This is a genomic window from Chryseobacterium defluvii (genome assembly GCF_014204415.1).
Taxonomy (GTDB): domain Bacteria; phylum Bacteroidota; class Bacteroidia; order Flavobacteriales; family Weeksellaceae; genus Chryseobacterium; species Chryseobacterium defluvii_A.
In genome coordinates, this window is the sequence record NZ_JACHLE010000001.1 from 1655997 (window position 1) to 1682527 (window position 26531).

At 37.7% G+C, this 26531-nt stretch carries 24 protein-coding genes; 8 read left to right on the forward strand and 16 right to left on the reverse strand.

What is annotated here, in order from left to right:
* Position 1: 1 nt before the first annotated feature.
* The 8 genes from HNP38_RS07570 to HNP38_RS07605 form a co-directional block, all read right to left on the reverse strand.
* Positions 2 to 901, reverse strand: a complete 900-nt coding sequence (locus HNP38_RS07570; protein WP_184186965.1) for a hypothetical protein — start codon at positions 899 to 901, stop codon at positions 2 to 4.
* 331 nt (positions 902 to 1232) lie between these two features.
* A complete protein-coding gene (locus HNP38_RS07575) occupies positions 1233 to 2978 on the reverse strand; it encodes an OstA-like protein (RefSeq protein ID WP_184186968.1) in 1746 nt (581 codons plus the stop codon).
* A 3-nt stretch (positions 2979 to 2981) separates the two neighbouring features.
* Positions 2982 to 3455 carry a Fur family transcriptional regulator gene (locus HNP38_RS07580; RefSeq protein WP_034709941.1) on the reverse strand — a complete coding sequence of 158 codons (474 nt, stop codon included), beginning with the start codon at positions 3453 to 3455 and terminating at the stop codon, positions 2982 to 2984.
* 44 nt (positions 3456 to 3499) lie between these two features.
* On the reverse strand, positions 3500 to 5491 hold the full coding sequence (locus HNP38_RS07585) for a KUP/HAK/KT family potassium transporter (protein ID WP_184186971.1): 1992 nt from the start codon (positions 5489 to 5491) through the stop codon (positions 3500 to 3502).
* 114 nt (positions 5492 to 5605) lie between these two features.
* Positions 5606 to 6586 carry a pyruvate dehydrogenase complex E1 component subunit beta gene (locus HNP38_RS07590; RefSeq protein WP_184186974.1) on the reverse strand — a complete coding sequence of 327 codons (981 nt, stop codon included), beginning with the start codon at positions 6584 to 6586 and terminating at the stop codon, positions 5606 to 5608.
* 114 nt (positions 6587 to 6700) lie between these two features.
* Complete coding sequence (locus HNP38_RS07595; RefSeq protein ID WP_184186977.1) at positions 6701 to 7117, reverse strand: DUF2147 domain-containing protein; 417 nt, start codon at positions 7115 to 7117, stop codon at positions 6701 to 6703.
* A gap of 149 nt (positions 7118 to 7266) precedes the next feature.
* Positions 7267 to 8124, reverse strand: a complete 858-nt coding sequence (locus HNP38_RS07600; RefSeq protein ID WP_184186980.1) for a YbhN family protein — start codon at positions 8122 to 8124, stop codon at positions 7267 to 7269.
* On the reverse strand, positions 8121 to 9059 hold the full coding sequence (locus HNP38_RS07605) for a glycosyltransferase family 2 protein (protein WP_184186983.1): 939 nt from the start codon (positions 9057 to 9059) through the stop codon (positions 8121 to 8123). Before HNP38_RS07605 ends, HNP38_RS07600 begins: the two co-directional genes overlap by 4 nt.
* A gap of 101 nt (positions 9060 to 9160) precedes the next feature.
* Here HNP38_RS07605 and HNP38_RS07610 point away from each other — a divergent pair, with 101 nt between their 5' ends.
* Positions 9161 to 10777: an ArnT family glycosyltransferase gene (locus HNP38_RS07610; RefSeq protein ID WP_184186986.1), complete on the forward strand. Its 1617-nt coding sequence runs from the start codon at positions 9161 to 9163 to the stop codon at positions 10775 to 10777.
* A gap of 202 nt (positions 10778 to 10979) precedes the next feature.
* Here HNP38_RS07610 and HNP38_RS07615 read toward each other — a convergent pair whose 3' ends face one another.
* Entirely contained in the window at positions 10980 to 11660 is a 681-nt protein-coding gene (locus tag HNP38_RS07615) for a hypothetical protein (RefSeq protein WP_184186989.1), read from the reverse strand.
* A gap of 54 nt (positions 11661 to 11714) precedes the next feature.
* Here HNP38_RS07615 and HNP38_RS07620 point away from each other — a divergent pair, with 54 nt between their 5' ends.
* From HNP38_RS07620 to HNP38_RS07640, 5 genes are all read left to right on the forward strand, one after another.
* A complete protein-coding gene (locus tag HNP38_RS07620) occupies positions 11715 to 12428 on the forward strand; it encodes a CDP-alcohol phosphatidyltransferase family protein (RefSeq protein WP_184186992.1) in 714 nt (237 codons plus the stop codon).
* 105 nt (positions 12429 to 12533) lie between these two features.
* Positions 12534 to 13301, forward strand: a complete 768-nt coding sequence (locus tag HNP38_RS07625) for a 3'-5' exonuclease (RefSeq protein ID WP_184186995.1) — start codon at positions 12534 to 12536, stop codon at positions 13299 to 13301.
* 3 nt (positions 13302 to 13304) lie between these two features.
* Positions 13305 to 13703 (forward strand): DUF2007 domain-containing protein, encoded by a 399-nt coding sequence (locus tag HNP38_RS07630; protein WP_184186998.1) that lies wholly within the window; start codon positions 13305 to 13307, stop codon positions 13701 to 13703.
* 143 nt (positions 13704 to 13846) lie between these two features.
* Positions 13847 to 14452 (forward strand): fumarylacetoacetate hydrolase family protein, encoded by a 606-nt coding sequence (locus tag HNP38_RS07635; RefSeq protein WP_184187001.1) that lies wholly within the window; start codon positions 13847 to 13849, stop codon positions 14450 to 14452.
* Between the two features lie 59 nt (positions 14453 to 14511).
* Positions 14512 to 14949, forward strand: a complete 438-nt coding sequence (locus tag HNP38_RS07640) for a universal stress protein (RefSeq protein WP_184187004.1) — start codon at positions 14512 to 14514, stop codon at positions 14947 to 14949.
* A gap of 83 nt (positions 14950 to 15032) precedes the next feature.
* On the opposite strand, the gene HNP38_RS07645 is transcribed toward HNP38_RS07640, so the two are convergent.
* Positions 15033 to 15266 carry a DUF6341 family protein gene (locus HNP38_RS07645; protein WP_184187007.1) on the reverse strand — a complete coding sequence of 78 codons (234 nt, stop codon included), beginning with the start codon at positions 15264 to 15266 and terminating at the stop codon, positions 15033 to 15035.
* Between the two features lie 42 nt (positions 15267 to 15308).
* Between HNP38_RS07645 and HNP38_RS07650 the strand changes: the two genes are divergently transcribed.
* On the forward strand, positions 15309 to 16214 hold the full coding sequence (locus tag HNP38_RS07650) for a DUF6427 family protein (protein ID WP_184187010.1): 906 nt from the start codon (positions 15309 to 15311) through the stop codon (positions 16212 to 16214).
* A gap of 6 nt (positions 16215 to 16220) precedes the next feature.
* Entirely contained in the window at positions 16221 to 16805 is a 585-nt protein-coding gene (locus tag HNP38_RS07655) for a DUF3109 family protein (RefSeq protein ID WP_184187015.1), read from the forward strand.
* Between the two features lie 88 nt (positions 16806 to 16893).
* Here HNP38_RS07655 and HNP38_RS07660 read toward each other — a convergent pair whose 3' ends face one another.
* From HNP38_RS07660 to HNP38_RS07685, 6 genes are all read right to left on the reverse strand, one after another.
* Positions 16894 to 19749, reverse strand: coding sequence for a M16 family metallopeptidase (locus tag HNP38_RS07660; protein ID WP_184187018.1), 2856 nt, complete (start codon positions 19747 to 19749; stop codon positions 16894 to 16896).
* Positions 19750 to 19925: 176 nt separating this feature from the next.
* Positions 19926 to 20612, reverse strand: a complete 687-nt coding sequence (locus HNP38_RS07665) for a LolA family protein (protein WP_184187021.1) — start codon at positions 20610 to 20612, stop codon at positions 19926 to 19928.
* A gap of 137 nt (positions 20613 to 20749) precedes the next feature.
* On the reverse strand, positions 20750 to 21712 hold the full coding sequence (locus tag HNP38_RS07670) for a T9SS type A sorting domain-containing protein (protein ID WP_184187024.1): 963 nt from the start codon (positions 21710 to 21712) through the stop codon (positions 20750 to 20752).
* A 246-nt stretch (positions 21713 to 21958) separates the two neighbouring features.
* Positions 21959 to 23293: a trigger factor gene (locus HNP38_RS07675; protein WP_184187027.1), complete on the reverse strand. Its 1335-nt coding sequence runs from the start codon at positions 23291 to 23293 to the stop codon at positions 21959 to 21961.
* A gap of 139 nt (positions 23294 to 23432) precedes the next feature.
* Positions 23433 to 23996: a hypothetical protein gene (locus HNP38_RS07680; protein ID WP_184187031.1), complete on the reverse strand. Its 564-nt coding sequence runs from the start codon at positions 23994 to 23996 to the stop codon at positions 23433 to 23435.
* Positions 23997 to 24024: 28 nt separating this feature from the next.
* Positions 24025 to 26409 carry a TonB-dependent receptor gene (locus HNP38_RS07685; protein WP_184187035.1) on the reverse strand — a complete coding sequence of 795 codons (2385 nt, stop codon included), beginning with the start codon at positions 26407 to 26409 and terminating at the stop codon, positions 24025 to 24027.
* Positions 26410 to 26531: the final 122 nt, after the last annotated feature.

A 26531-nucleotide genomic window follows, 5' to 3' on the forward strand; every position in this document is an offset into this window, starting at 1 on the left:
TTTACTGCATATTTATTTTTTCAACAATTATCTCAGAGATACCGTTTCCCGTAGTATTCATGGAAAAATACATATTGCTTCCCAGGCACCCTCCTGCCAGCATCACCTGATTACCATAAAACCTTAACCTCAACCTGTCACCTGCATTAAAGACCCCTACATAAGTAAAGGCTAAAGACTGCCCCACATCAATAGATCCGGGGGCTAAGGTCGCTACGGATAAAAGGCCGCCATTCGAGCTGCTGGAACTGTTATTAATAGGTGCCCACGTAGCACCATTATCAGAACTAAGCTCTAAATTGAGTCTTGAATACAAGTTGGTGGAGGCTGATAGGCAAAAAGCTTCTGACACCTCAACCGCCCCACTCTTAAAGGATATTTTATATAATCCCCTTGTCTTAATATTGATCATATTACTGGGGGTACTCACCAAAGCCACATCACTAAAAATATCATTGAAAGCCGGACTGTTTGAAGTAAAGGGGACATCAACAGCAGCACAGGTCCTGTCGACAGCAAACAGACAGTTAGGAAAGTTACAATTCTGGCAGGTAGTGGTGACAACTCCGTTTCTTATAAAACGTGCCATTTTATTGTTCTTCATGGTCGTGACAATCGGATCCGAGATCTTCCATACCGTCCCGTCATTTTGAACAATACTTCCTGTTTCGCGATTAAAGATTACGGAACCCTGTGTACCATTCCCTGTGGTTCCGACAGCGGAGGCTGGCAATTGTGAGGCCAAGTTGGCTCTTGGCATTCGGGCAGCTGAATTGTCCTGTTTTACATGCAGCTGCGTTCTGATATCGGGTTGAAAAGAGGCTTCTTTTGAAATCCCAACTTGTGCACTTATCTTTAGGCCAAAGACCATAAAGATTAAGCAAATAATTTTCGCTTTCATCTTTGTTAGTTTTTTGAGTACAATCTGAATGCTTAAATATACAAAATATTATAAAACAAAACATATGTATTTTACAATGCTAAACATATAAAAATGAAAATATATCATCCGAAAACAAAATATACTAAATAATAATTAACGTAAATCGAATTATAATAAATATAATTATTCAATAAACTGTGAATAATTATATAATTTTCAATTGAAAAAATCAGAAATTAAAACAGATATCTCATGTTTAGAACCAGAAAATAAAAAAACAATTCACCAATTTTTGAAAAACGGTGAATTGTTTTAATATCTACAATAATCGTAATTTTTTTTAAGGATATTACTTTCTAACCCTTTTCGGCTTTTGGGCTTCTTCTTTAGCTTTTTCTTTCTCAATAGCCTCCTGGGCCTGGTCATAAAGCTTATTATCCATTTCGTATTTTATTTCTTCATAATCAGGTGTATCTACCAGGATATCCTGCCATTTCCTGATCCTGTCCTTTGTATTCCAGTTAAAGTCAGGGAATTTTCTTCCTGAAGGTTCTATCATGCTCATCGGATAGGTATCTGAAGTAGCCCCGATACTGCATGATATGATTTGTAATGCCTTCTCTTCAAATAATGCCCCTATAATGCCACAGGAAGATAAGGTAATCCCGATCCGCTCTTTTTCCTTTGTCTGCTGGTTAACGTCATCCACATATACTATGGATTGGGCATTCCCTATCACTTTTGCCTCCTTTATATCATTATTCTGGTAATAAACGGTCATGAGCTTCCCTTTGACCTGATTGAACTCGTCTTTAAGGGTTAATGAATCTACCTTACTTATGGCAAAAGCATTCCCTATTACTTTCAGGGAATCTATATTTTCGGTTTCCGTATTAAAATAGGCTTCTATTTTATCTCCTGTCACCTGCTTTTCACCACTCCAAAGTATCGGTTTTGTGTACATATGAAGGATACCATCCGTTTCATTGAATGCCAGTGAGTCCGCTCTTCCCTGGGCATTCGATTTATAAAACCTTCCTTTTCGGAAAGCCCTCAGGAAACTTTTCTTAACAGCAGCGTCTTTAGCATCGGGTTTTTGGTACGAAATGATTTTTTCAGAAGCAAAGTATATGGAATCTTTTTCAAGGATTTTTACGGCATACGGGTTTTTGGTGATCATAGCAGAGTCATTCTTCTCAAATATCTCGCCATATCCTCCTTTGATATACCGCCTTTCTTTCGGGTCATCCAGGGTTACATTCCCTGTAGCCTTTCCAAATCCCGAGAGCTGATTATAATACATTTCGTCTCCGGTAAGGATCTTGTCATTATAGAAAATCCTGGAATTTTTATACAAAAAGGATTCCTTAGTATTCATATTATACTTACCCTTTTCTGTAAAAATACGATTCTTAGGATTTTTTTTATTGGTAATGGTAGTCGGGCCGCTAATATCTACAATATTGGTATTCTGGTTCTGCACTACATTGATTCCTTCCAGAGTATAATCACGGTCTTCGATCTTTACATTTCCGCTAAGGTCTATGGTACGGGTAGTCAGGAAATACGTTGCAGATTTGGCATAAGTCGTACTCTTACCATCATTGATAGTACCTCCCATATTAAAGTATGCCTGATTTGAAATCCTGTCATAGTACATGGTCTCTGTCCGGATCACTGTCCCTTTGGGATCGGTAAGCACCACATTTTTTCTGGCAACCCCTTTCTGAGTATTCCCGTCATATTCCATTTCTGCTGCGGTAATCACGGAACCATCTGCATTCTGGAGCCTGGCATTGCCAATAGCCTTCACAAAATTCTCCTCATCATAGATCACAACCTCATCGGCTGTAAGAACAGAACCCTGATGCTCAATTTTCACATTGCCCTCAAGATGCCTGTTCCCGTCATATTTCTCAGGATTCTTCTTTATAAAATCGGCATTGATAATATGAACCTTGTCTTCAGGTTTTACCTGCTGCGGCTGGTTTTTTACAGGATTCTGTAAATAAGGATCTCTTTGTGCAGGCTTTTGCCTGTCCTGTGCATAAGTAATCGTGGAAATAAAAACCACTAGAAAAAAAAACAGTCTCATTGATCAGTCATTCTTGGTGCCATAAAAGTACAGCGAATGAGAATCAATTTTTACGCCAAATGCATCTTCAATGGCTTCTTTTATTCCCTGGATCCTGGGATCACAAAATTCGATGATCTCTTCAATTTCCTTGTCCGAATCTTTTTTGTAGATCACCAGATGGTCATGCTGCTTATCAAAATAAGACTTTTCGTAGGAAGAGGACGTCAGGGTCTTTTCACCGAACTGATGCTTACGGATCAGGCCTGCATCAAGGAAAATTTCTATGGTATTATAAATCGTTGCTTTAGATACATGGTATTTTTTCTGCATCATCAGAAGGTAGAGATCATCCACATTGAAGTGATGATCCATATTATAGATCTCTTCCAATATGGTATATCGTTCAGGGGTGTTCCTGAAACCTTTTTCCAATAAGTAGTTTCTCAGAACATCCTTGATTAAAGCAATATTTTTTTCTTTTTGTATCGTGTCCATCAATAAAATTATCTACAAATTTATTGATTTTTATTTAAACTTTATTATGAATAATGTCGGGTAAATCCTGCCTGCTCAATCTTGGTATCATACACTGTAAGCTCGGTAATAGGTGCGGATTCAACTTCCACGTTATGCGAACTGACGCCCCATGCCTTGAAATCATCGCTTCCGATATACTTTACAAAGTTGTAAATATTAAGGGTGATCTTTTGCTTCACCGTGAGAAGGATATCGTTGATATAGGTGTTATCTATAATCACATATTTCAGATCCGGTGGAATGTTATGGGCCCTTAGAGACGGGTGGCTGCTTCTTGAAGGTATCGTTCCGTCAGCCATCAGATCTTTTAAAACGATATTAAAATAGTCATTGATCCTGCGGTCTACTTTAAATCCTAGTAAGAAGTTGATCTTATAGATCGTGCCCGGCAAGATCTCGTCGACCGTATATTTGAATGTATACGGATCTTCCTGGTTCACAATGCTTAAAATAAAGTAATGATCTGCCCTTTTCGGCTGTTTTTTGATGATGGAATAAATTATTTTGGACTCTACTTCATCATTTCTTTTTGCACGGCTTAAATAGGCAAGATTTGTTGCATATTTAGGGATGGTTTCATCCAGCTTCATGTCTTTAATGATAGATACATACTTTTCGATCTTCACAAACTGGATAAAGTTGGCTTTTATGAGTCTTCCGTTATACCATGCATACATGCAGATCGCTATAAATCCACCCAGAACCATAGTTAGCCATCCTCCGTCAATAAATTTGATCACATTAGCATAGAAGAACCCTGACTCCAGGAACAGATACACAGCCCCGAAACCTATTATGAAAAATTTGCTTACCCTTGTTCTGCTCAGCCAGAATAGCAGCAATATGGTGGTCATCAACATCGTGATGGTGATCGTTAAACCATAAGCAGCTTCCATATGCTCAGATTTCTGGAAGAATACAACGACTACAAAGCAAAATGCCATTAACCCCCAGTTGATCCTTGGAATATACATCTGTCCTTTGATCCCGGACGGATATTCAATATGCTGGTTAGGCCAGAATGAAATGGACATTGCTTCGGAAAACATAGTGAATGATCCCGTAATTACGGCCTGACTGGCAATAATAGCCGCTGCCGTTGCTAAAATCACTCCCGGCAAAACAGCCCATTGCGGCATAATCCCAAAGAAAGGATTGACCCCGGTGAATACCTGCTGATAGTTATCTAGCAACCATGCTCCCTGTCCCAGATAATTGAGGATAAGCATTATTTTTACGAAGATCCAGCTCACTCTGATGTTTTTTGCACCACAGTGTCCAAGATCGGAATACAGAGCCTCTGCTCCGGTCGTACAAAGGAAAACCGCCCCCATGATCACAATTGCACTTGATGAATGCGTAATCAGATTGTAAGCATACATCGGGTTGAAAGCTTTTAAAATCTCGATATGATCAAAAATATGGATGGACCCAAAAGCACCCAAAACCAGGAACCACGTGACCATGATAGGACCAAAGAATTTACCAATGGAAGCTGTCCCGAATTGCTGCACCACAAAGATCACAAATAAAATGACCAGAGTGATAATAACTACGGGGGTTTCCGGATTATAGATTTTGAGGCCTTCAATAGCTGACATTACAGTTAAGGAAGGGGTAATTACGCTATCTGCCACCAGGGTTGATGCCCCGATAATGGCAACCACATAGAGCCATTTTTTCTTGAGCTTCTTTACCAGTGAATAAAGTGCCAGGATCCCGCCTTCCCCTTTGTTATCTGCCCTTAAAGCAATAATAACATATTTAATGGTGGTTTGGAGAGTCAATGTCCAGATAATACAGGACAAAGCGCCTTCAATATACTCATCAAATGGCATTGAAGCTCCGTCTTTCCGGGCGTTAACAATCGCCTTCATTACGTAAAGAGGAGATGTTCCGATATCACCAAATACAATACCTAAGGATACAATGACTCCTACAAATGAGAGCTTCTTAAGATCAAAGTGGTGACCACCTTCTGTAACTTCTGCCATATCAGCAATTTTAATTTTAAAAGCGCAAATTTAAATGAAATTTACATCCCTCAGCATTTTTCTTCATGAATATAATAAATGAAAAAACTCCCTTTCGGAAGTTTTTTTCTATAATTATTTTACATACATCGCTTTTTTGATCTCCTCTTTCACTTTTTCAAGTTTAGGGAACCATTCTGCAAATAATGCAGCAGAGTATGGCGCAGGGGCATCCGGAGTAGTAATCCTCTTAATAGGGGCATCCAGATAATCGAAAGCTTTCTGCTGTACCATATAGGTAATTTCAGAAGAGATGGAAGCAAACGGCCATGCTTCTTCCAAAATAACCAGTCTGTTTGTTTTCTTAACGGACGCTAAAATAGTATCAAAGTCTAAAGGACGAACTGTTCTCAAATCGATAACTTCTACAGAGATCCCTTCTTTCGCTAAATCTTCAGCAGCCTGAATAGCCAACTTCATAATTTTACCGAAAGAAACCAAAGTAACATCTTTACCTTCTTTTTTAATATCTGCTTTTCCGATAGGAATATAATATTCTTCTTCCGGAATTTCCATTTTGTCTCCATACATCTGCTCAGATTCCATGAAGATCACCGGATCATTATCCTGAATAGCAGTTTTTAATAATCCTTTGGCATCATAAGGGTTGGAAGGAACCACTACTTTAAGCCCCGGGCAGTTGGCAAACCAGTTTTCAAAAGCCTGGGAATGGGTAGCCCCCAATTGCCCTGCAGAGGCAGTAGGGCCACGGAATACGATCGGGCAGTTCCATTGCCCGCCACTCATCTGACGGATCTTTGCTGCATTATTGATAATCTGGTCAATCCCCACCAAAGAGAAGTTGAAGGTCATAAATTCTACGATCGGCCTGTTCCCGTTCATTGCTGCTCCTACCGAAATTCCGGTAAAACCTAATTCCGCAATCGGGGTATCGATCACTCTTTTAGGGCCAAATTCATCCAGCATTCCTTTTGAGGCTTTATATGCACCGTTATATTCTGCAACTTCCTCTCCCATTAAATAAATGGATTCGTCTTTACGCATTTCCTCGCTCATTGCCTGTGCAATTACCTCACGAAAAGTATATTCTGCCATATTTTTTTGAAAAATTAGAGTACAAAAATAGTGATTTTTTATTATTGACATAATAAAAAGGACATCTCCTGTAGGGAGATGCCTTATTTATCTGATTTATTTTTTTTAAATCAATTAATCTACTTTATGCCACGTCTGGGTTTTAACCGCAATTCCTAAGATAAGTGCTTTCACTTTCAGGGTATTCCCATCTCTTACAATTTCTGTTTTATAGGTTTTCCCATCTTTCGGATTGGTTATTGTACCTCCCCCAAATTCATTTCCGTCTTTGGATAATCCCCTGATAATTTCCAGTCCTAACAAGGGTTTATTTTTACGGTCATCCTTGCATTTTACACAATTGTTATTTTCCGGCTTTATCAAAAGCTGGTTAATTTTCCCATAGTATTTACCATCTGGTTTCTTAAAAATCTCAACAATAGATTTAGGTTTCCCGGTTTCATCATCTATGGTTCTCCATTTACCTTCAATTTGTGCAAAAGACATTACACTGAATAACGAAAGCACGAATGTTAATAATAATTTTTTCATATTTCTTATAGTTTAATTTTCAATAAAATATTTTCGTTGTCTATCTTTTGCTAAAAATATAAATTAATTTTAAACAAACAAAAATTTTTATTATCCAAGGCATATATAACAATACACATACCAAATTTCAAAATTAAACACCTGTTAAACTAAGAATTTTGAAGCCGAACTGAAAATTTCCTTAGTTGGAAGCCAATCCCGATCAAAGCAACAATTGCCGTAATAAAAGAAAAAATCATGGCTGTAGATACAGAAACATCCGCATTGAATGTAAAATATTGGGCCGCTTTCATAAATAACCACTCCCTCACCCCTATTCCCGAAAAAGAAATCACACTCAACACCGCACTGATGAGAAATACAATGCAATAGATCCAGACTTCTTCGATCTGTGCAAATGACCTTAAAATAAAATAGATCGAAAGCAGCTGGCAGACCTGTACTCCCAAAGAATACAGCAAGGTACTGTAAAATATTCTTTTGAACTCCGGAAAGAATTTCATAAAGAATATTCTGGCAACCATTATAGTAATGATGACTGCCGGGATGATCATTAATTTGTAATACCCGGGAAGTAAAGGATATGCTAATATTTCTATTAATACGGTAATCGCCAGCAGGCCGGAAAGCCTGTCACAGAACACAGATTTTGTCAGCTTTTTAGCACTCCATTGAAACTGTTTATTGAGGATATACACTTTGTAGGCATCCCCGCCTATCCCGCCGGGAATGAAAAAATTGTAGAACATCCCTATCAGATACAACTTCAGGTTATCGATCTTATGGATAAGAAAATGATTGGCATGAAAGTATAGCAAAAGTCTTTGGGATGAAATCACCTGAGAAACAACAAATGCAATGAAAGCAATAACCAGATAATGATATTTGCTGGTCTTAATAAGTTCCCAGACTTCTGAAAAGGGTACTTTCCTGAACACAAAATACAGCAATAGCAGGCTGACACCTATTTTAAGGGAAGTTATCGCTATTTTTCTGAATCTTTTCAAAAAGTAGAAATTTTCCGGATGTTGAACGGGCGTTTTTTCTGGGATTCATAATATGTTTTCATCAGCAGGTCTATAATGATTCCCGTGGTAAAAAGCTGAATCCCTACAAAAACCAGAAGAATTCCTAAAATAAGCAAAGGCCTTCCCCCTATGGAATATCCTAAAATTTTTACGATTAAAAGGTAAGCATTGATCAGCATTCCTAAGGCAAATGCCACAATCCCGATATTCCCAAACAGGTAAATAGGTTTCTGCAGGTATTTTTGATTAAAAAGCAAAAGGATAAGATCGTTGATCACTTTGGTGGTCCTTCCGATCCCGTATTTTGAAACCCCGAACTGCCTTGCATGGTGTTTTACCGGAACTTCGGCAATTCTTGCTCCGTTGATATGGGCATGAAGTGTAATGAACCTGTGAGATTCGCCATATAAATCGAGATTCTTGGCCGTTTCATTGGTGAAAACCTTCAATGCGCAACCGTGGTCTTTTACATTGAGCTTGGTGGTCCTTCTGATAATAAAGTTGGCCACTTTAGAAGGAAAGGTTCTTAAAAGATTGTCCTGTCTTTTCTGGCGTTTCCCGATCACAAGATCATATCCGTCTTCATCCAGCTTATCCACCATCATCGGAATATCAGTAGGGTCATTCTGCATATCCCCGTCCATTGTAATGATATAATCCCCTGTTGCGTAATCTATCCCTGCCATTAACGCTGAGCTCTGTCCATAGTTTTTTTTCAGTTCTATGAGAACCACATGGGGAGCGGCTATATCTTTAATGACTTTTACCGTTTTATCGGTTGAAAAATCATCAACCAAAATAAGTTCGTAACGATAATTTTTGAGAACGCTTTCAATGGCAGAAATAAGCAAAGGAGCATTTTCTTCTTCATTATAAAGCGGAACGACTACCGAATAAAACCTGTCTGGATTCATAGATTAAAAATATTTGCAAAGATAACTGAAATTTCAGATTACCATAAAGATATTTAAAGGTTCAATAAAGCTTTTAAATATCTTTGCAAAAATATGATCGTATGAAAACCCAGCAAAGGTCCTTGTATTATTTACTGCTCGTCGTAGGTGCCATATTGCTTTTTGCCCATCTCGGCAAATTGTACGTAGATATCATGGAAGCCCGGAATTTTGTTTCGGCCAGGGAAATGGCGGATGAAGGGCATTGGATATTTACAACAATGAATGGCCTTCCACGATATGAAAAGCCGCCTCTTCCTACCTGGCTGAGCGCCTGGATGGGGGAAATTTTCAGCTTCCGGAATATCGGGGCTTTAAGGTTTCCGGCTGCTCTATCTACTTTTCTTCTGGTCATTTATTTTTATAAGATCGTTAATTTTCTTTCCAGTAATACACGTCTTGCATTTATTTCTTCGATGGTTCTGGTGACCAATTTCCTGGTTATTTATGTGGGCAGAAGGGCTAACTGGGATATTTACAGCTACAGCTTCATGGTGATCGGGATCTATTATTTTATTTTGGCTTTAAAGGATATCAAGACTATTCCCAATTATCTGTTCGCCGGGGTTTTATTCGGATTTTCGGTATTAAGCAAGGGGCCTACCGGGCCTTATGTTTTATTAATCCCGCTTTATATAGGATATGTGATCGTTTTCGGATGGCCGAAATGGAAAGAAATACGAGGTATTATCTTGTGTGCCATTGTAACCATTCTGGTCGGATTCTCATGGTATATCTATATTTATACGGCAGATCCTGACACTTTCCTGGCTATTATGGAAAAGGAGGCAACGGCAAGAGGAAACAGAGATGTAAAGCCATTCACAAGATATCTGAGTTTTCCGGTTCAAACAGGTGTATGGATCCTGTACAGTGTTATCGGGCTTATTTTCCCGATGATCAAAAAGAGAACAGACCAACCTAAGATCTATATGCTGTTCTTTTACTGGACTTTATTCTCACTGATCCTGCTTTCTTTAATTCCCTCTAAAAAAGAACGCTATCTGTTCCCGATGATGGTTCCTTTAGCTGCTACAACGGGATATTACTTATATTATCTGTTTCAGAGTATTGAATTAAAGAGATGGGAACTGAATCTCAACAAAACAATCTTTACCGTTCTTGCTGTTGTGGCATTTGCCATCGCTGCAGGAGTTTATTTTCTCCCTTTGGAAAGCATCAGCATTTATACAGTTTTGTTTTCAATATCTGCTCTTATGGCATCAGTGGGACTGCTTTATTTTATTTACAAAAAGAGAAGCTTTGAGAAGGCATTTTACTCGGTGGTTTTCCTTATGGCGGCAACCGGATTGTTTGGGATTCCTGTTTTGGATAAGATGCTCAGTAATAATCAGAATTTTAAAAGCCTGACCCTTATTAAGGATCAGATACAGAAGGAAGGGACAAAATTATACAGCTATTCGGAATATTCTCCTGAGGTATGGTTCAGGTATCTGGACATCATGCCTGAAATAAAAACGGAAGACCCGAAAACATTCCCCAAAGAAAAGGTGTTTTATGTAGCCATGAATACCAATCAGCCGGAATTTATCAAGAATCTTGAAAAGCTGGGCTGGAAGTTAACATACGTGGATACCTTTGATGATAATGAAGAAGGAACGAAGTCCAAGAACTACTCCGAAAGGAAAATTCATTATGTTTACAGGGTCATGCAATAAAATACACTTAGATTATTCCTCTTATTTTTGTTGTGGAATTCAGCTTGTCATTCCAAAGGAATCTACACTGTGTAGAGATGCTTTCAGCATGACAAACTGTATGTTTAATTTAATAGTAAAAAAATAATACTAAAAATTAAAGGTAGAAATAATATTTAAACAGATTCTTAATTCATTTTTATTGATTAACTGAACATTCTAATTAACTATTTTTTTCTCCAGAAAAAATCTCTTTCATATTCAGCGGGTTGTAAACGATCAGGAACATAATAAGGGCAAAAGCATATTCCCATATCTCCCATTTTCTGGAGTGATCGATAGGTGCCAGTATCAATGCCGTAATAATAATGAAAATATAGATATGTACAGGCCTTGCAACAGATATCCCAAACGTATCGATCAGTTTTTTCATTTTTGCAGACCTGTTCCACAGAATAGGCAATACTAAAAAGTAGATCCCGAAACAGATAGACATCAGGTTAGAAAATATGAGCTTATTCAGTTTTACATCCCCTACCACCATATTATGAAGATTGGTTTCCTGCTGTGCGTTATTTTCTTTGAAAAATTCTGAGGACTGAACATTAAAGATCCTTTGTCCCCATGAGATCTCTTCCCCTCCGCCAAAAAACATTCCCAAAGCCATCAGCAAAACACCTACTTTCCATAATGCCCCGTAATATTTCTGATATTTAAAGAATTTGAATAAAAGGGTAAAACTGGTAAGAAATAAAAAAGCCGAGGTAAGATTCTCATAAAAACCGTCTTCTTCCACAAGGGTATCAAAATATGAGCTGTCGGTAAAGAAGACATAAATGGCATAGATCACCGTCAGTAAGAGAATCACGGAAATGATTTTCTCAAATAAGCTTAAATTTTTCATAAAGCAAATATAAGTAATCCTGAAATGTAAATTCTATTCTTTACTTTTGTTGTCATGAATTTTATTAAAAATAATCTTGCCAATGCCATCACTCTGGGTAACTTATTTTCCGGATGTATAGGGGCGATCCATCTTATTCTGGGAGATTATCAGATTACGGCGGTATGCATTATCCTTTCACTGGTTCTGGATTTTTTTGACGGGTTCGTGGCAAGGGCCCTGAAAGCCAATTCCAATCTGGGAGCTCAGCTGGATTCTTTGGCGGATATGGTGAGCTTTGGTTTTGTTCCGGGATTAACGATATATAAGGTCCTTGAACCTTTTGGCAATGAATTTTCAGGCTTGAGTCTTCCTCTTGAGATCAAATATTTTGGTTTACTCATCACTCTTTTTTCCTGTTTAAGGCTGGCTATCTTTAACCTGGATGAGGAACAGAAATATTATTTTAAAGGCCTGAATACACCCTCCAACACGATCCTGATCTTTGGTTTGTATTATGCTTTCAAAGAAAACCGGAGTTTTGAATTTCTGTTCAACAATGCCGGCCTGTTAATTGTTTTGACCATCATCTCTTCATGGTTCCTGATCAGCCCTATAAAAATGATCGCAATGAAGTTCAAATCCATGAAACTGCAGGACAATTATCCCAAACTGGCCTTATTAATAGGTTCCATTATTATTTTAATTATTTTTAAAACTGTCGGAATTCCGATGGTGATCATTTATTATATTTTAATATCCTTAATATTTCAAAAACAACTTACATGAGTTATGAATTATGAGTTAAAAGTTATAAGTCCGATCTGCACTTCCAATAACTCATAATTCATAACTCTTAACTTATAACTAATACCCCTTATAATTAACAAAAAAATGAATTTAAAACTCCATAAACCTCTCTGTATTTTTGATCTGGAAACCACCGGTACCAATATCGGAAAGGACAGGATCGTTGAGATCTGCATTTTAAAAGTAAATCCTGATGCGTCCAGGGAAAGCAAAACATGGCGTGTAAACCCTGAAATGCCGATTCCTATGGAATCAAGCCAGATCCACGGCATTTATGATGAGGATATAAAAGACGCCCCTACCTTCAAAACTATTGCCCCAAAGGTCATGGAAATGATCTCAGGAGCTGATCTTGGCGGTTTTAATTCGAACAGGTTTGATGTTCCTGTTTTAGCCGAAGAGCTTCTGCGTGCCGAAATTGATTTTGATTTGAGCAAATTCAAATTGGTTGATGCACAGACGATTTTCCATAAGAAAGAGCCTAGGAATCTCGGGGCTGCCTATCAGTTCTACTGTGGAAAAACTCTTGAAAATGCCCATTCTGCAGAGGCAGATGTAATGGCTACTTTTGAGGTTCTGGATGCGCAGGTGGGCAAATATGATGATATCCCAAATGAAGTAGCGGCATTAAGTGAATATACCTTCTATAATAAAAATGCGGATCTGGCAGGTTTTATAGGCTTTAATGAAAAAATGGAGGAAGTTTTCAACTTCGGGAAGTATAAAGGACAGGGCGTAAAGGCGGTTTTCCAGAAGGATCTGGGGTATTTCGGATGGCTGCAAAATGCCGAATTCCCGCTGTATACCAAGAAAGTTTTTACAAAAATTCAGTTATCCGGAAAATTATTTTAAGATATGTCGAATCTGGTCCGTTTCAAGTTTTATGAAAATGCCATTGAAGCCAACAGGGATAAACAGATCCTTGCAGAAAGCGGCATCAATAGTTTTATTGCCAATGAACAGCTTATTCAATCAGACTGGCTGCTTTCTCAGGCGGTGGGCGGAATCCAGCTCCAGGTCTTTGAAGAAGATATGGAAAAAGCAAAACAGGTATTGCAGGATTATAAAGACAATGAAGAGTTTTCTCTGGAAGCTGAGCATACGATCCATAATCCTGAATTTGATTTTGTCTGCCCGAAATGCGGCTCCAACCACATCTACAGGGACGACAGTGCGACCAGCTTTTTTGGAATTTCTATTTTAACCAGCCATAAATTTGTCTGCTATCATTGCGGGAATGGCTTTACCCATTAAAAATTATATTCAGGCTTGTCATTATGAATAAAGCAGAGCGGAATGAAGAATCTCAGCTGAAATTTTAATGATTAAGAATATTAAGAGAAATTCTCTGCTCATCAGAACGACAAAGCAATCCATATTATATTAAGAATTAGATTATGAAGATCATCTGCATAGGAAGAAACTACAGCGAGCATGCTAAAGAATTAGGGAATGAGATCCCGGAAAGTCCTGTTATTTTTATGAAACCCGATACTGCGGTTTTAAAAGGAAATGATTTTTATATTCCTGAATTTTCCAATGATGTCCACTATGAACTGGAAGTTGTTGTAAAGGTATCAAAAGGCGGAAAATACATTCAGAAAAATTCAGCCCATAAGCATTACGACGAAATAGGACTGGGAATTGATTTCACGGCAAGAGATCTTCAAAATGAACTTAAATCCAAAAGCCTGCCTTGGGAACTGGCCAAAGGTTTTGACGGTTCTGCCGTAGTGGGAAGCTTCTTTAAAAAAGAAAATTACGATCTCCATAACCTGACATTTTCGTTATTAAAAAATAAGGATATCGTTCAGGACGGGAATACGAAAGATATGATCTTCACCTTTGATGATATCATTGCTTTTGTCTCTCAATATTTCACGTTACGCGTGGGTGACCTTATTTTTACGGGGACTCCGAAGGGGGTTGGAAAAGTGGAAGAGAATGATATTCTGGAAGCTTTTCTTGATCATGAGAAAGTTCTTGATATCAGAATATTATAATTAATTTAACATAAAATCTGACAATTTTTTCATATCTTTAAATAACAAAATTAAAGGTTATGATCAATATTGTATTACCCGTAGATTTTGGGGACAAGACAGAACCGCTTATAGACGGCGCCATCAGATTTGCAAAACAGGTCAATGGGAAGATCTTTCTTATTCATGTTGCTCCTTCGGATATTGGTTTTGCCATCGGGGATATGGGATTCCAGTATTTCCCGGAGGTGGAAGAAAACGAGATCAGGGAAGAGCTGGTCCAGCTGAATAAGATCGAACAAAGGATCATTGCCCAGGATGTAGATTGTGAACACCTTTTAAAACAAGGCATTGCCAAAGATATTATTCTGGAATATGCCAAAGCTAAAAATGCCGATTACATTGTCATGGGCTCTCATGGAAGAAGCGGAATCTATGATGTATTTGTAGGAAGTCTGACCAAAGGGTTAACGAAAAGCTCTCCGGTCCCGGTCCTGGTACTTCCGATCCATGACTGATACAGTAAATTAAATTTTAATCATCAATAAAAAAACCGATCAGACAAATTGTTTGATCGGTTTTTTACTATATAACCAATTAATTAACCTTCTTTTTTATAGATCCTAGGATCGTAGTAAGGATTTTTTCCTTCTGTAGGAGAATGATAGTCTTTGTCTTTATCGCCACCCAGTGTAACCACCAATACATAACACCAGTAAGTAAACAATACACAGCAAACGATAAATAAAATCCAGTTTAATGTGTTTCCCAAAAGCTCGAAAAAACCGAAAGACCATTTGAAAACTTTACTTAAGAATAACCAGAAAGACGTCATTATTTTCCTTTTTTAAATTAACTTTGCACAAATTTATAAAAAATGTTTAAATTACTTTCAAAAGAAAGCAATATTTTTTCAATCCCGGTTTATATTGGTTTCCTTCTTTTAATAGTAATAATATTTAACATACTGAATTTCAATACTTATGAAGCAATCATTGCCGGAATTACATTCCTGGGGATTGCTTTGGCTTATTTTTGTTTTCATACGATAGCGCTTAATTATCAGACTCATCTGCCGTTATTTTTATACACCTTTTTTATTTTCGGGCTGTATCCCGGTAGTTTAGATATCGGAATTGCTGTGGCACTCCTTACCAATTCGTTCATTTTAATGCTGTTGACCAGTACCGATGAGGATCTCCGTAAAAAATCCTACGTTTTGGTAGGATCCATTGTCGCATTAAATTTTATTTTTCTTCCTACCACATGGCCTATGGCCGTATTTGTGATCATCCATGTTGTAGCGACTTCGGAAAGGATCGGGCTCAATCTTTTCAGGTTTCTGCTGGGAGTAATTTTAATAGCACTCAGTTATTTTTCCATTATGTTTTTCTTCAGGTTTACGTCTTGGAATACGGATTATTTTCCGTTCGGAAAAATGAGGTTTGTGACGGATTACACCAGCCTTTTTCCTTTGATCCCGATCCTGTTGATGCTTATTTATGCTGTTTATGACCATTTCAGCAATTATAATAAAAAGAGTCCTGTAAGCAGGTATAAATATACTTTTCTGCTGGTATTTTCCCTCGCTCAGCTGGTCACTATTATTCTTTATATGAATAAAAGCTATCAGTATCTGCTGCTTCTGGCATTCCCCGCAAGCATCATATTGAGCAGGATGCTAAGGTTTCTGCCTAAATACTGGATGCAGGAGGCCTGCTTATGGCTGATTATTATGAGTTTGGTTACCTTTAAAGCAGGTACTTATTTTCAATTATTTTAAAAGATTATGATTCAGATAGATGATAAATTGATCTCCGAGGAGATATTTTCCGAGGAGTTTGTCTGCAACCTTACAAAATGTAAAGGGGCATGTTGTGTGGAAGGAGATGTAGGTGCTCCTTTAGATAAGAATGAGCTTGAAATTTTAGACCGCATCTTTGATGATATAAAGCCTTACCTTACCAAAGAAGGGATAAAAGCCCTTGAAGAGCAGGGAACATGGACAACCGACCCTTCTGACGGGATGTACGTGACCCCAATGGTGGAAGACCGTGAATGTGCCTACGTAACGTTTGATGAACACGGAATCACCAAATGCGGGATAGAAAAGGCTTACGAAGACGGTGCTGTCGACTGGCAGAAACCCATCTCCTGCCATCTTTACCCTATCCGTATTACGGAATATTCTGCCTTTACGGCTCTGAATTACCACGAATGGTCTGTTTGCAGTGATGCATGCGCCCTGGGAAAAGAACTGCAGGTTCCTGTATATAAATTTCTGAAAACCCCTCTTATCAGAAAGTACGGGGAAGATTTTTACTCGGTATTGAGTGATGCTGCTGATGAATGGAAAAAAGAATACGGCTCTTAATTGAGTTTAAGAATGTAAGAGTTTGAGAACTTTACATAAAATAAAAACCGCAGAATACTCTGCGGTTTTTTATTTGGAATAATTACCTTTATTTCGTTAATACAGCTCCTGCTGTTGCTGGTTTTGCTTCTTCTTTTTTAGCATTTTCCCAGCCGTCTTCCGGCATTAAAGTCGCAACTACTTTATCTTTGGTCAAATATTTTTTCGCAGCATTCTGTAAATCTGCGGTAGTAAGACTAGCAAAAGCGGATTCCAAATTCAAGAACGTATATTTATCTCTTCCGTCCAATTGAGGTTGAGAGATTTGGTTAAGCCAGTAATTATTTTCTTTTAGTCTGGTTTTATAATCATTAAGTTCTCCCTCTTTATATTTATCTAAATCCTTTTGCTCTGGTCCTTTTTTAATGATTTTATCCAATTCACCTAGTGCTATCTTAGTCAATTTATCCGCATTTTCAGGGCCACAAGGAAATTGCATACTGAAAGAATAAGACGAATAAGGAATTCTACCCATACTACCATTAGCGCTTGTAGTATAAACGCCTCCTGCTTCTTCTCTCAATTGCTCTGTTAATTTAATTTTTACTACTCCTCCTAAAGCTCTTAATGCAAGATCCTCTTTTTCATTATATGGAGCCTCACCAGAGTAGGTAATCTGAACCATACTTTTTGGGTCTTTTCCTTTTTTGTAGGTTCTGTTGATTTCACCTTTTAATTGTCTGTATCCAACATCTTTAAATGTAGTATTTGTTCCTTTTGTCGGCAAACTTGCAATATACTGGCTTACCAATTGTTTAAAAGCTTCTTCTTCAATATTTCCTACAAAATAAAAATGGAAGTTACCGGCATTAGCAAATTTTTCTTTATAGATATTGTATGCTTTATTATAATCCGTTTGGTCCCAATCTTCTTTTAAAGGAATAATATTGGTGAATCTTGGGTTTTTTTGGTTCATATATTTCATATGCTCGTTCATGAAATAGAACTGAGGATTTGAAAGCATATTGTCTAAGAAAGCCGATTGTTTGGTTCTAAAAGCATTGAAACTTGCCGGATCATTATTTAAACCTGTGAAATAAGAATAAATAAGCTCCATCATGGTTGCAAAATCTTTTTTGGTAGATCTTCCTGTAAATCCTTCGAATAAATTGCTGATCCCCGGGTTTACAGAAACTTGCTTTCCTGCTAAATATCTGGTTACATCATTTTGGGTAAGCCCGTTAACACCTGCTTCAGCTAAAGCAGCAAAAGCGTGTTGTGTTTTCAAAACATCAGCGTCAGAAAGAAGAGAAGTTCCGCCTAAACTTCTTGCAGAAAACATAATTTCATCATCTTTAAAATCTGTTTTTTTGTAAGTAACCTTTGCTCCGTTACTTAAAGTAAGGCTTGTAGTTCCTAATTTGCTGTCTGTTTCTGTTTTAACAATACTTCCGGTTGATTTGAATGGCTGTACCAAACTTTTAATGGCTTTCTTTTCCTGATAAGGTTCTATTTTCGCCACTTTCAAGTCAGAGAAGACCTTTAATACATCAGCTTCGGTAGGATATTTTATTGTTTCTTTTTTGGGTCCGGTAATTACAATAACCCTGCTATCCTCTTTTACATAGTTTTTCAAAACATTGTTGGTTTGTTCCAAAGTAATATTCGGAAGCTCTTTTTTGTATTGTTCGTACTCCCAGGTAATACCCGGAATAGATTCCTTTTCCAAGAAATTTCTTACATATTCACCTATCAATCTTCCGCTTTCGGTTTTATCTCTGTTGTTATAAGATTCTTCATATTGGGATAGCAATTCAGTTTTTGCTCTTTCCAATTCCGAAGCAGTAAACCCAAATTTATTGGCTCGTTCTACCTCTTCCAAAAGAACTTTTAAAGCATCCAATTGACCTCCTTCTTTCGTCATTGCATACCCCTGGAATGCTTCTTTGGTTCTTCCCCAGGATCCACCGTGATAAACATAGCCAAAAGTGAATGGCGGATTATTGGATTCCACCATATCATTGTAGCGATTATTAATCATGGTTGAAACAACGTTGTCTAAAATACTTTTATTGAAATCCGCCACAGTTATATCCGGAGTGTAGTTTTCAGTATCTTTCATCACAAATTGAACGCTTGAGCCTGTAGCATCAGGATCATTTTCAATAGAAACCAATGTTTCTTTGTGATTGGGAATATCAAAAACATTTCGCTTTCTTGAAGAGGCTGAATTTTTATATTTTCCAAAATTAGCTTTAACTTTTTGTTCGATTTCATCTACATTAATATCTCCTACCACAACCAACGCCATCAGATCCGGGCGATACCAATCTTTGTGGAATTTTCTTAACACATCTGGTTTAAAATTTTCCAAAATTTCTTTTTTCCCGATCGGAAGCCTTTTCGCATAAAGAGAATTGTACATCATTTTTGGCAACCATTTGTCCATCATTCTTTTATCCGGACCTAATCCTAAACGAAGTTCTTCCAAAACCACTCCTCTTTCTTTGTTAATTTCCTCATCGGTAAGAAGTGCATTGAAAGCCCAGTCTTCCATTACTTTCAGACCGGTATCTAAATTACCTGGCTTGTCTAAAGGAACAGGAAGCATGTAAACCGTTTCATCAAAACTGGTATATGCATTAAGGTGTTGCCCGAATTTAATTCCTATGGATTCCAAAGCATCCACCAATTTGTTTCCGGGAAAGTTTTTAGTTCCGTTGAAATTCATATGCTCCATGAAGTGAGCTAACCCTTGTTGGTTGTCATCTTCTAAAATAGAACCCGCATCTATAGCAAGACGCATTTCTACTTTTTTTTCAGGCTTTACATTTTTTTTGATGTAGTACTTCATTCCGTTAGAAAGTGTACCCATTCGTACAGAAGGATCTGAAGGGATATTCTGTGCGAAGCCATTTACGGATACTAAAAATATCAACGCAAATGATGAAAGAATTTTTCTCATGCAATTAATTTTATTTTCGGAATCAAAATTATCAATTATTCACTACGGTAAGAAATGAAATTATTCGCTTTTTAGTTAAATTTGAGTTAAATTTAAGTCGAATTTGAGCTAAATTTGTTAATTCAACAAAAAAGCCGGACATAGCCCGGCTTCATAGTATTTGAAAAGTTCTGTATTTATTTAAAATCGGCATCGGTAACTCCTGAATTGAGAACAATTTTTGTAGTTTTGATCGTTACCTGCTGTCCGTTTCCTTCCGCTTCTATTTCTGAAGGGAATTTTAATCCGTCTACGGTCATATAGCTCTTGATTACAGCTGTCCCCTCTCCTGAAGCAGATTTATACAATAACCCGGTAGAAGCATCGAAATAGTATTTTCCTTTATCTGAAGATAACACATTATAATCCTTGCCGTCAATTTTTTCAATATTCACTGTTTGAAAATTAGCAGGATCATAGTCTAATGCATCAATCACTTTGCTTTTCTTAAGCTCGGCAACTTTATCTGCAGGGATATCCATTTTTTGCCCCATCTGATCAAAATATCCCTTTTCACCATCAAATAGCTGGGTCATTGTCTGCCCCATTACCGACTGCTCGGATCTGAATTTATTTCCCATCTTTTTAGTAGACATGGCAACTTCCATACCCTGTACGGAAACTGTATTTTCAGTGATGGTAGATTTCACCGCTTCCAATTTATCTTTTCCGCCCAAAGCTTTAAGATAGTTATCAATTACTTCCTTAGGTGTCAGTTTGGATTTCACAGCTTCTGTCTTTGCAGGAGCAGCAGTTGTTTGCTGTGCTGAAACCGGTACAGATATCATCACTGCAAATATAAAAGGAAGGATTATTTTTCTCATTTTAATATTATTTAGGGAGTAAAGATAAAGTTTTTTAGCTTAAGAAAAAGATGTTTGAAATAAACCAGCTTATGTTTTTCAAAAAAGCAGATACTGCTTTTTCTAATTCTCCAATATGACTATCCTGTTTTTGTATTTTATTCTTTAATAAATTTTACGGATTGGGAATTGCCGTCTTTATCAATCATCTGCAGGATATAATTTCCTTTTGGCAAACCTGAAACATTCAGCTGCGGAGTTTCTGCATTATTTTTTTGTGAGAATATTTTCCGGCCTGATGTATTGAAAATATGGAATTCCGCCATACTTCTGGCAGACTTTATATTTAAAAATTCTTTCGCAGGATTTGGATAAACAGAAGATTCCAGATCAATTTCCACAGACTTCACCCCCAGCGCATCTACTGAATTGATCTGTAAAAAGGCGAAATTCCCCTGCAGTACATTGCCCGTACCCTGCCAGCATGCAGTAAAGAGGCTTCCGTATCCTGAAGCACTTGTTGTGGCAGCATGTATAGAGGAAGAAGTAAGATTACTTCCCGTATGACGTATTTCTATAACGAGGTTAGTCCCATTGTATTGCCAGGGTGTATTAAATGTCAAAACATAGCTGAACGCATTTGGGTCGGTGCCCGTAGTAAGCGAACCTGCAGGTATCATCAGGCTTCCGGATCTTACCTGTGTCTGTGTTCCCACTACATTCGCTGCAAAATTGAGCTGCCTGTTCGCAGGATCTACTCCATCGCTCAGATAGATCTCGTAACTGGGAAAGGTAGCATCAGTAGCAGGCCATGATGCAGAAGCACTGGCCGGGAGCCTGAATGCAATGGAGGTAAGATATTTTCCGGAGAGAGCAGTAAGTTGGGAATCATCAATAATCATTTGATAAGTTCTCGTGGTATTTGCATAAGGCCCTAAAAAACTTCCGCTTGTCGTTATATTAGGTACTATTTCTGAAGTTTGTGCCTTCGGTGTAATAATACCGGATAACATCAAAATCCCGCTAAGCATGTAAGTAGTGAGTACCCTTCTTTTTTTTGAAGGTAAATGAATCTGAGCACCCCTTTTTTGTGATCTTGTAAAAAGTAATATCCTTATCATATAGTAAAATTTTAAGTATAAGAAAGATACAATAAAATTTTATAATAGAAAAAATGATATTTCCAGCATAGCAGTTATAAGTTTTCAGTAATATTATTTTTATTGTTTAAACGCAACAATCCCGCTTGCTATCCCAAAGTAATGCCTACCATTTAGATGGAGACGCTTATGGCATGACAAACTAAATGCCACAAAAAAGTAAGCCACCAAAATTTTGGTGGCTTACCTGATCTATATAAAAATACCTTATTTCTTAAGTTCTTCTAAAAACTCATCATGAGAGATTTTAGTTTCTTTTTTGGATGCTTTTTCAAGGATCACATCTTTCAGCTTGGTCATTGCCACCTCGGAAGAGATTTGTCTTACCTGCTCCTGGTCTTTCAGCATCTCCACAGCATACTTCTGGATCTCCTCATCTCCTAAGTGATGAATTCCGTAGATCGCCAACTGATTTCTAACTAATTGTTCAGCTTGTCCTAAAACATCAGCGTAATCTAACTTGATCTCGTTATCAGTCATTAGTTTACCTTCGATGATCTGGTATTTCAACTGGTTTTTCTCAGCCTCAAGGATCTCTTTTGCCTGCTCTTCGGAACGGATGTTCTGGTTAGAGAACATTAACCATTTAACAAGGAAAGGCTCAGGAAGCTTCACTTCTTCTTTTTCAGAAACCTGCTCCAATACTTTATTTACAAAGTGTACATCTGCATTCTGCTGGAAGTATTCATCCAATTCAGATTTTACTTTTTCTTTAAGCTCATCTTCAGAACTGATATTTCCTTCTCCATATACTTTGTCGAATAGGTCCTGATTCAGTTCAGCCAGATTTAAAGAGTAGAAATCTTTTACTTTAACTTCTACCTCAGCATGGTGCAAGTGCTCTACTTCCGGCTTGCTGAAGCCTAATTCTTTAGCCAGTTCTTCGTCGCCTTCAAGAGTTTCTTTTGAAACTTTTACAGCCCCGTCCATTTTCAAAGATTTTACCAGTTTGAAAGCTTCTTTGTTCTCAGCAGTAATGGTAACATTTTTTGGATGATGGTGGTGCTCTCCTTCTGCATCTTCTTCCACTACCTGGGTAATTTCCAAAGCTACGTAAGAGTCTTTAGTGATTTTGTCCTGAGGAACCTGCTCAGCGAAACGCTTCTGCATATTCTCAATGCTTTTTCCTATTTCTTTTTCAGAAGCTTCCACTTTGTAGTGAGGGGCTTCATATTTAGCTAAATCTATTGTGAATTCAGGCTCATATCCTACTTCAAAAGCAACTTCCAACTGGTCTGCATTATGATCAAAATCATTAACAGGCTGAGGAACAGGCTGACCAACTAATCTTAATTTGTTTTCGTTCACATAGTTATTCAAAGCATCAGAAACCTGTTTGTTGATCTCTTCGAATGCAATTCCTGCTTCATATTGTTTTCTAACCATACTTAAAGGCACTTTCCCTTTTCTGAAACCAGGAACTTGCGCATTTTTAGCATAATTAATCAACTGCTTTTCTACTTTTTCTTTGTAGTCAGATTTTTCCAATGTTACTGTAAGCAATGCACTTACGTCATCATGGTTTTGTGCGGTAACCTTCATTATTGATTAAAATTTTAGGTTGCAAAAATATGAAATTTTTATGAAAATAGCTCACTTAAAATCAACTTAAAAGCTAAATAATGTTAAATAAAAAACCACTGAAAAATTCAATGGTTTTTATTTGATATTTGGAAACTGATTATTGAATATCAATCAGGGCATCCACATCACTTTCTCCCCCGGTCACGCTTCCCAACTGATTGGCAGAAGAAGGAAAATTATCATTTACAGAAGAGGGCCCATGGATCAGTTTGATATTTACTTTGGCGGAAGAAGGGGCCGATGCTACTGTCCATTCTGTTTTAAGGCCTATTTTCTTACCATCGGTTCTTACAATATCATCTGCAGTTCTTATTACATTTACGTTGACACCTGCAAAGTTATAGGTAATGAAATGCTCATCTTTTTCTTCTTCTATCTCATCATTGGCACTGTGGTAATGGTCGTCATGCTTCACCTGAAAATCCAGGCTTACCAGATATGTTTTACCATTTTCCAGGATAATTTTTTTGTCCGCAATTCCCCCGATATAGTTGATGGTCTGAATATTGGCAGCATCATTTTTATCTACCACTTTCACTTCCAGCTTTTCTATCTCTTCATGCTCATGGATATCTTCAGGGATATCATCATTCCCGTCTCTGCAGGAGAATAATAAAACGGCGGCAAAAAGAACGAATAGTATATTGAATATTTTTTTCATGTTGATTTAAATTTGAAATTATTAATACTTAGAAATTGTATTTAAGAGTAACGACAAAGTTCCTGCCTGATTCCGGCATATAATATCTCAGCCTGTTAAGATATTCCCTGTACTCTTTATTAAAAATATTGTTGATCCTGAAATTCAGGTTCAGGTTTTTGAACAGGTCTGCTCCCATAGACGCATTAAAAATGGAGTATGCAGCAGGAGTAGAACTGAAATCGATCTCCCTTGTTACCAGTTCATTATCCTGAATAAAATCAACATTCTGATTTCTTACCGGATAACGGTTTTGCTTAAACACATTCACATTTTCGAGGCTCACATAAAAGTTTCCAGGCTCTTTAAGCTTAAATTCAAGAGCGTTTCTCAGGCTGGCCGGCATCATTAAGATAAGAGGCTCATTATGGGACAGGTCATCCCCTCTCAATGCACTGAAACCCGTATTCAACTTTAAGTTTTCATGGATCTTAAGCTCTGCATCGGCATCAATTCCATAGATCCGGGCCTTGATTTGCTGATAGCTCCATACTGGAAACACTCCCCTGTTGGTAGACTGTATACCGACAGGAACCTGATTGATAAAGCTGTCAGAAAACATGATATAAGGATTGGCTTCAATATGCAATCCTTTCAGAACGTTGAGATGCGCAGATAATGAAAGATTGGCATTATAAATTTCTTCTTTCTTTATTGTAAGATCACCCTTTTCCATTACTGCTGCGGAATGATGAAGCCCGTCTGCAAACAGTTCAGCAGGATTTGGTGTCCGGTCTGCCCTGGACAGGTTGAACTTGATCTCAAAATTATTAATTGGCTTATAATCCAAACCGATATTTGCTGAAAAATTATGATAATCCAGAATAGGACGTGTTAAAACCCTGCTGTCGTTTTTTTGAATATAAAACTCCGGGAAAATGTCAGCATATTGGTCATTCCATTCGTTTTCATCATAATATTTATAGGCATCATACCTGCTGAAATCATACCTCACCCCCGCTTCTGCATTGAATTTCGAATTGAAACGGTATTTAAATACGGAAAACGCGCCTGCGTCATACCGGTAATAATCCGGGATCAGACGTCTCGCTTTTGTGTCCGGATTCGGATAATTATCCTGAAAAGCTGCTGAAATACCGCTTTCCAAACTCCAGTTTCCTCTTTCGATAAAGTGGGTAAGGCTTGCAGAGTGAGTAATGAGCCTCAGATCCATAGACGGGAGATCATTGAGCTCTCCTCTCCTGATGTCAAATTCTTTACGGCGATTCAGCTGAAAACTATATTGGAACGTCAGTTTCCCGAAATCCGCAAAACGTTTGTATGCCGAAATTTTGGCAATATGATGGCTTACTTCCTGTTTCGGATTGGTGATATCATAACTGAAATCATCCAGGAAATATGCCTGCCCGAAAGTCATGGCATTATAATAATCCAGCGTACTTCCAAGATGGGCACCTTTATAGATCCCGAATTCCTGGTTTATTCTGCTATATGATACATCGAAACCCTGCATAAAGCTATGGTTTCCAAAGGAAAAATTAAAAGAATTCACCTCAGCTCCGGTATTCTGAAGGGTATGATGAGGAATATACAGGTCACCCAGCTTTTTATAGCTTCCGCCTGCTCTTACAAACCATTGGTTTTCCCAGGCTTTGGCCATATTAGCTGAAATTTCGCCTCCTCTTCCATTAGAAATCCCCGAAAGTTTTATGTTGCCCATCAGGGTGTCTTTTTTTGGCAGGACAGAAGGTTCCAGTACCACTACTCCGCCCACTCCTTCGTTTCCGTACTTCAGTGCGGAGGCTCCTTTCACTACATCTATATGCTCAAAATCATTGACATCCACGTTCGGGGCATGCTCTACTCCCCATTCCTGCTCTGCCATTTTCACCCCATTGTTCAGGATAGAAACACGGCTTCCATACAAGCCGTGAATAACAGGTTTTGTGATATTGTTCCCCGTCTTTAAGGCTGTAACTCCCGATATTTTAGAGAGCAGATTCCCTAAATTCTCTGTTGAATTTTTCTCTATTTCCGATCTGTCAAGGGTTTTGACAATTAGTGAACCATTGCTTTTATGGCTTCCGTGTATGGTTACGGCTTCTATGTCCTCTATATGATGTTCCATAGTAACTGTCAAATGAAGATCCTGACGAATTTCTATATTTTCAGTATAATCATTGCATTCAGGATGCTTCACAATCAGTGTATATGTTCCTTGGGGAATTTTGTGGAATGAAAATTCCCCTTTTTTGTTTGTTCTTACCGTAAGATCTCCTATTTTCACTTCTGCATTGTCCAGCAGGGTCTTATCGTGAAAATCCTGTACGGTCCCTTCTACAGTGTAGGTTTTTTGTGCGTTTGTAAGTGCTAATCCACAAAGGATCAGCAATAAGCTATATATCAATTTCATTGTAATAGATAATGGTGTACTCAGAAAGTACATTTTTTTTAATCGTAAAAATTTATTGAAAGGTTTCATGTACAAGGTAAAAGGTAAAAGGTAAAATGTACAATGTATTAACGTAAAGTGTC

Excerpts from the sequence above, each read along its gene's own strand:
- HNP38_RS07655 (WP_184187015.1), top strand. The coding sequence starts at position 16,221 with ATGATTCAGATAGATGATAAATTGATCTCCGAGGAGATATTTTCCGAG.
- HNP38_RS07640 (WP_184187004.1), top strand. The coding sequence starts at position 14,512 with ATGATCAATATTGTATTACCCGTAGATTTTGGGGACAAGACAGAACCG.
- HNP38_RS07675 (WP_184187027.1), bottom strand. The coding sequence starts at position 23,293 with ATGAAGGTTACCGCACAAAACCATGATGACGTAAGTGCATTGCTTACA.
- HNP38_RS07645 (WP_184187007.1), bottom strand. The coding sequence starts at position 15,266 with ATGACGTCTTTCTGGTTATTCTTAAGTAAAGTTTTCAAATGGTCTTTC.
- HNP38_RS07615 (WP_184186989.1), bottom strand. The coding sequence starts at position 11,660 with ATGAAAAATTTAAGCTTATTTGAGAAAATCATTTCCGTGATTCTCTTA.
- HNP38_RS07580 (WP_034709941.1), bottom strand. The coding sequence starts at position 3,455 with ATGGACACGATACAAAAAGAAAAAAATATTGCTTTAATCAAGGATGTT.
- HNP38_RS07590 (WP_184186974.1), bottom strand. The coding sequence starts at position 6,586 with ATGGCAGAATATACTTTTCGTGAGGTAATTGCACAGGCAATGAGCGAG.
- HNP38_RS07685 (WP_184187035.1), bottom strand. The coding sequence starts at position 26,409 with ATGAAATTGATATATAGCTTATTGCTGATCCTTTGTGGATTAGCACTT.
- HNP38_RS07620 (WP_184186992.1), top strand. The coding sequence starts at position 11,715 with ATGAATTTTATTAAAAATAATCTTGCCAATGCCATCACTCTGGGTAAC.
- HNP38_RS07635 (WP_184187001.1), top strand. The coding sequence starts at position 13,847 with ATGAAGATCATCTGCATAGGAAGAAACTACAGCGAGCATGCTAAAGAA.
- HNP38_RS07575 (WP_184186968.1), bottom strand. The coding sequence starts at position 2,978 with ATGAGACTGTTTTTTTTTCTAGTGGTTTTTATTTCCACGATTACTTAT.
- HNP38_RS07630 (WP_184186998.1), top strand. The coding sequence starts at position 13,305 with ATGTCGAATCTGGTCCGTTTCAAGTTTTATGAAAATGCCATTGAAGCC.
- HNP38_RS07610 (WP_184186986.1), top strand. The coding sequence starts at position 9,161 with ATGAAAACCCAGCAAAGGTCCTTGTATTATTTACTGCTCGTCGTAGGT.
- HNP38_RS07680 (WP_184187031.1), bottom strand. The coding sequence starts at position 23,996 with ATGAAAAAAATATTCAATATACTATTCGTTCTTTTTGCCGCCGTTTTA.
- HNP38_RS07650 (WP_184187010.1), top strand. The coding sequence starts at position 15,309 with ATGTTTAAATTACTTTCAAAAGAAAGCAATATTTTTTCAATCCCGGTT.
- HNP38_RS07665 (WP_184187021.1), bottom strand. The coding sequence starts at position 20,612 with ATGAGAAAAATAATCCTTCCTTTTATATTTGCAGTGATGATATCTGTA.
- HNP38_RS07670 (WP_184187024.1), bottom strand. The coding sequence starts at position 21,712 with ATGATAAGGATATTACTTTTTACAAGATCACAAAAAAGGGGTGCTCAG.
- HNP38_RS07595 (WP_184186977.1), bottom strand. The coding sequence starts at position 7,117 with ATGAAAAAATTATTATTAACATTCGTGCTTTCGTTATTCAGTGTAATG.
- HNP38_RS07605 (WP_184186983.1), bottom strand. The coding sequence starts at position 9,059 with ATGAATCCAGACAGGTTTTATTCGGTAGTCGTTCCGCTTTATAATGAA.
- HNP38_RS07570 (WP_184186965.1), bottom strand. The coding sequence starts at position 901 with ATGAAAGCGAAAATTATTTGCTTAATCTTTATGGTCTTTGGCCTAAAG.
- HNP38_RS07625 (WP_184186995.1), top strand. The coding sequence starts at position 12,534 with ATGAATTTAAAACTCCATAAACCTCTCTGTATTTTTGATCTGGAAACC.
- HNP38_RS07660 (WP_184187018.1), bottom strand. The coding sequence starts at position 19,749 with ATGAGAAAAATTCTTTCATCATTTGCGTTGATATTTTTAGTATCCGTA.
- HNP38_RS07585 (WP_184186971.1), bottom strand. The coding sequence starts at position 5,491 with ATGGCAGAAGTTACAGAAGGTGGTCACCACTTTGATCTTAAGAAGCTC.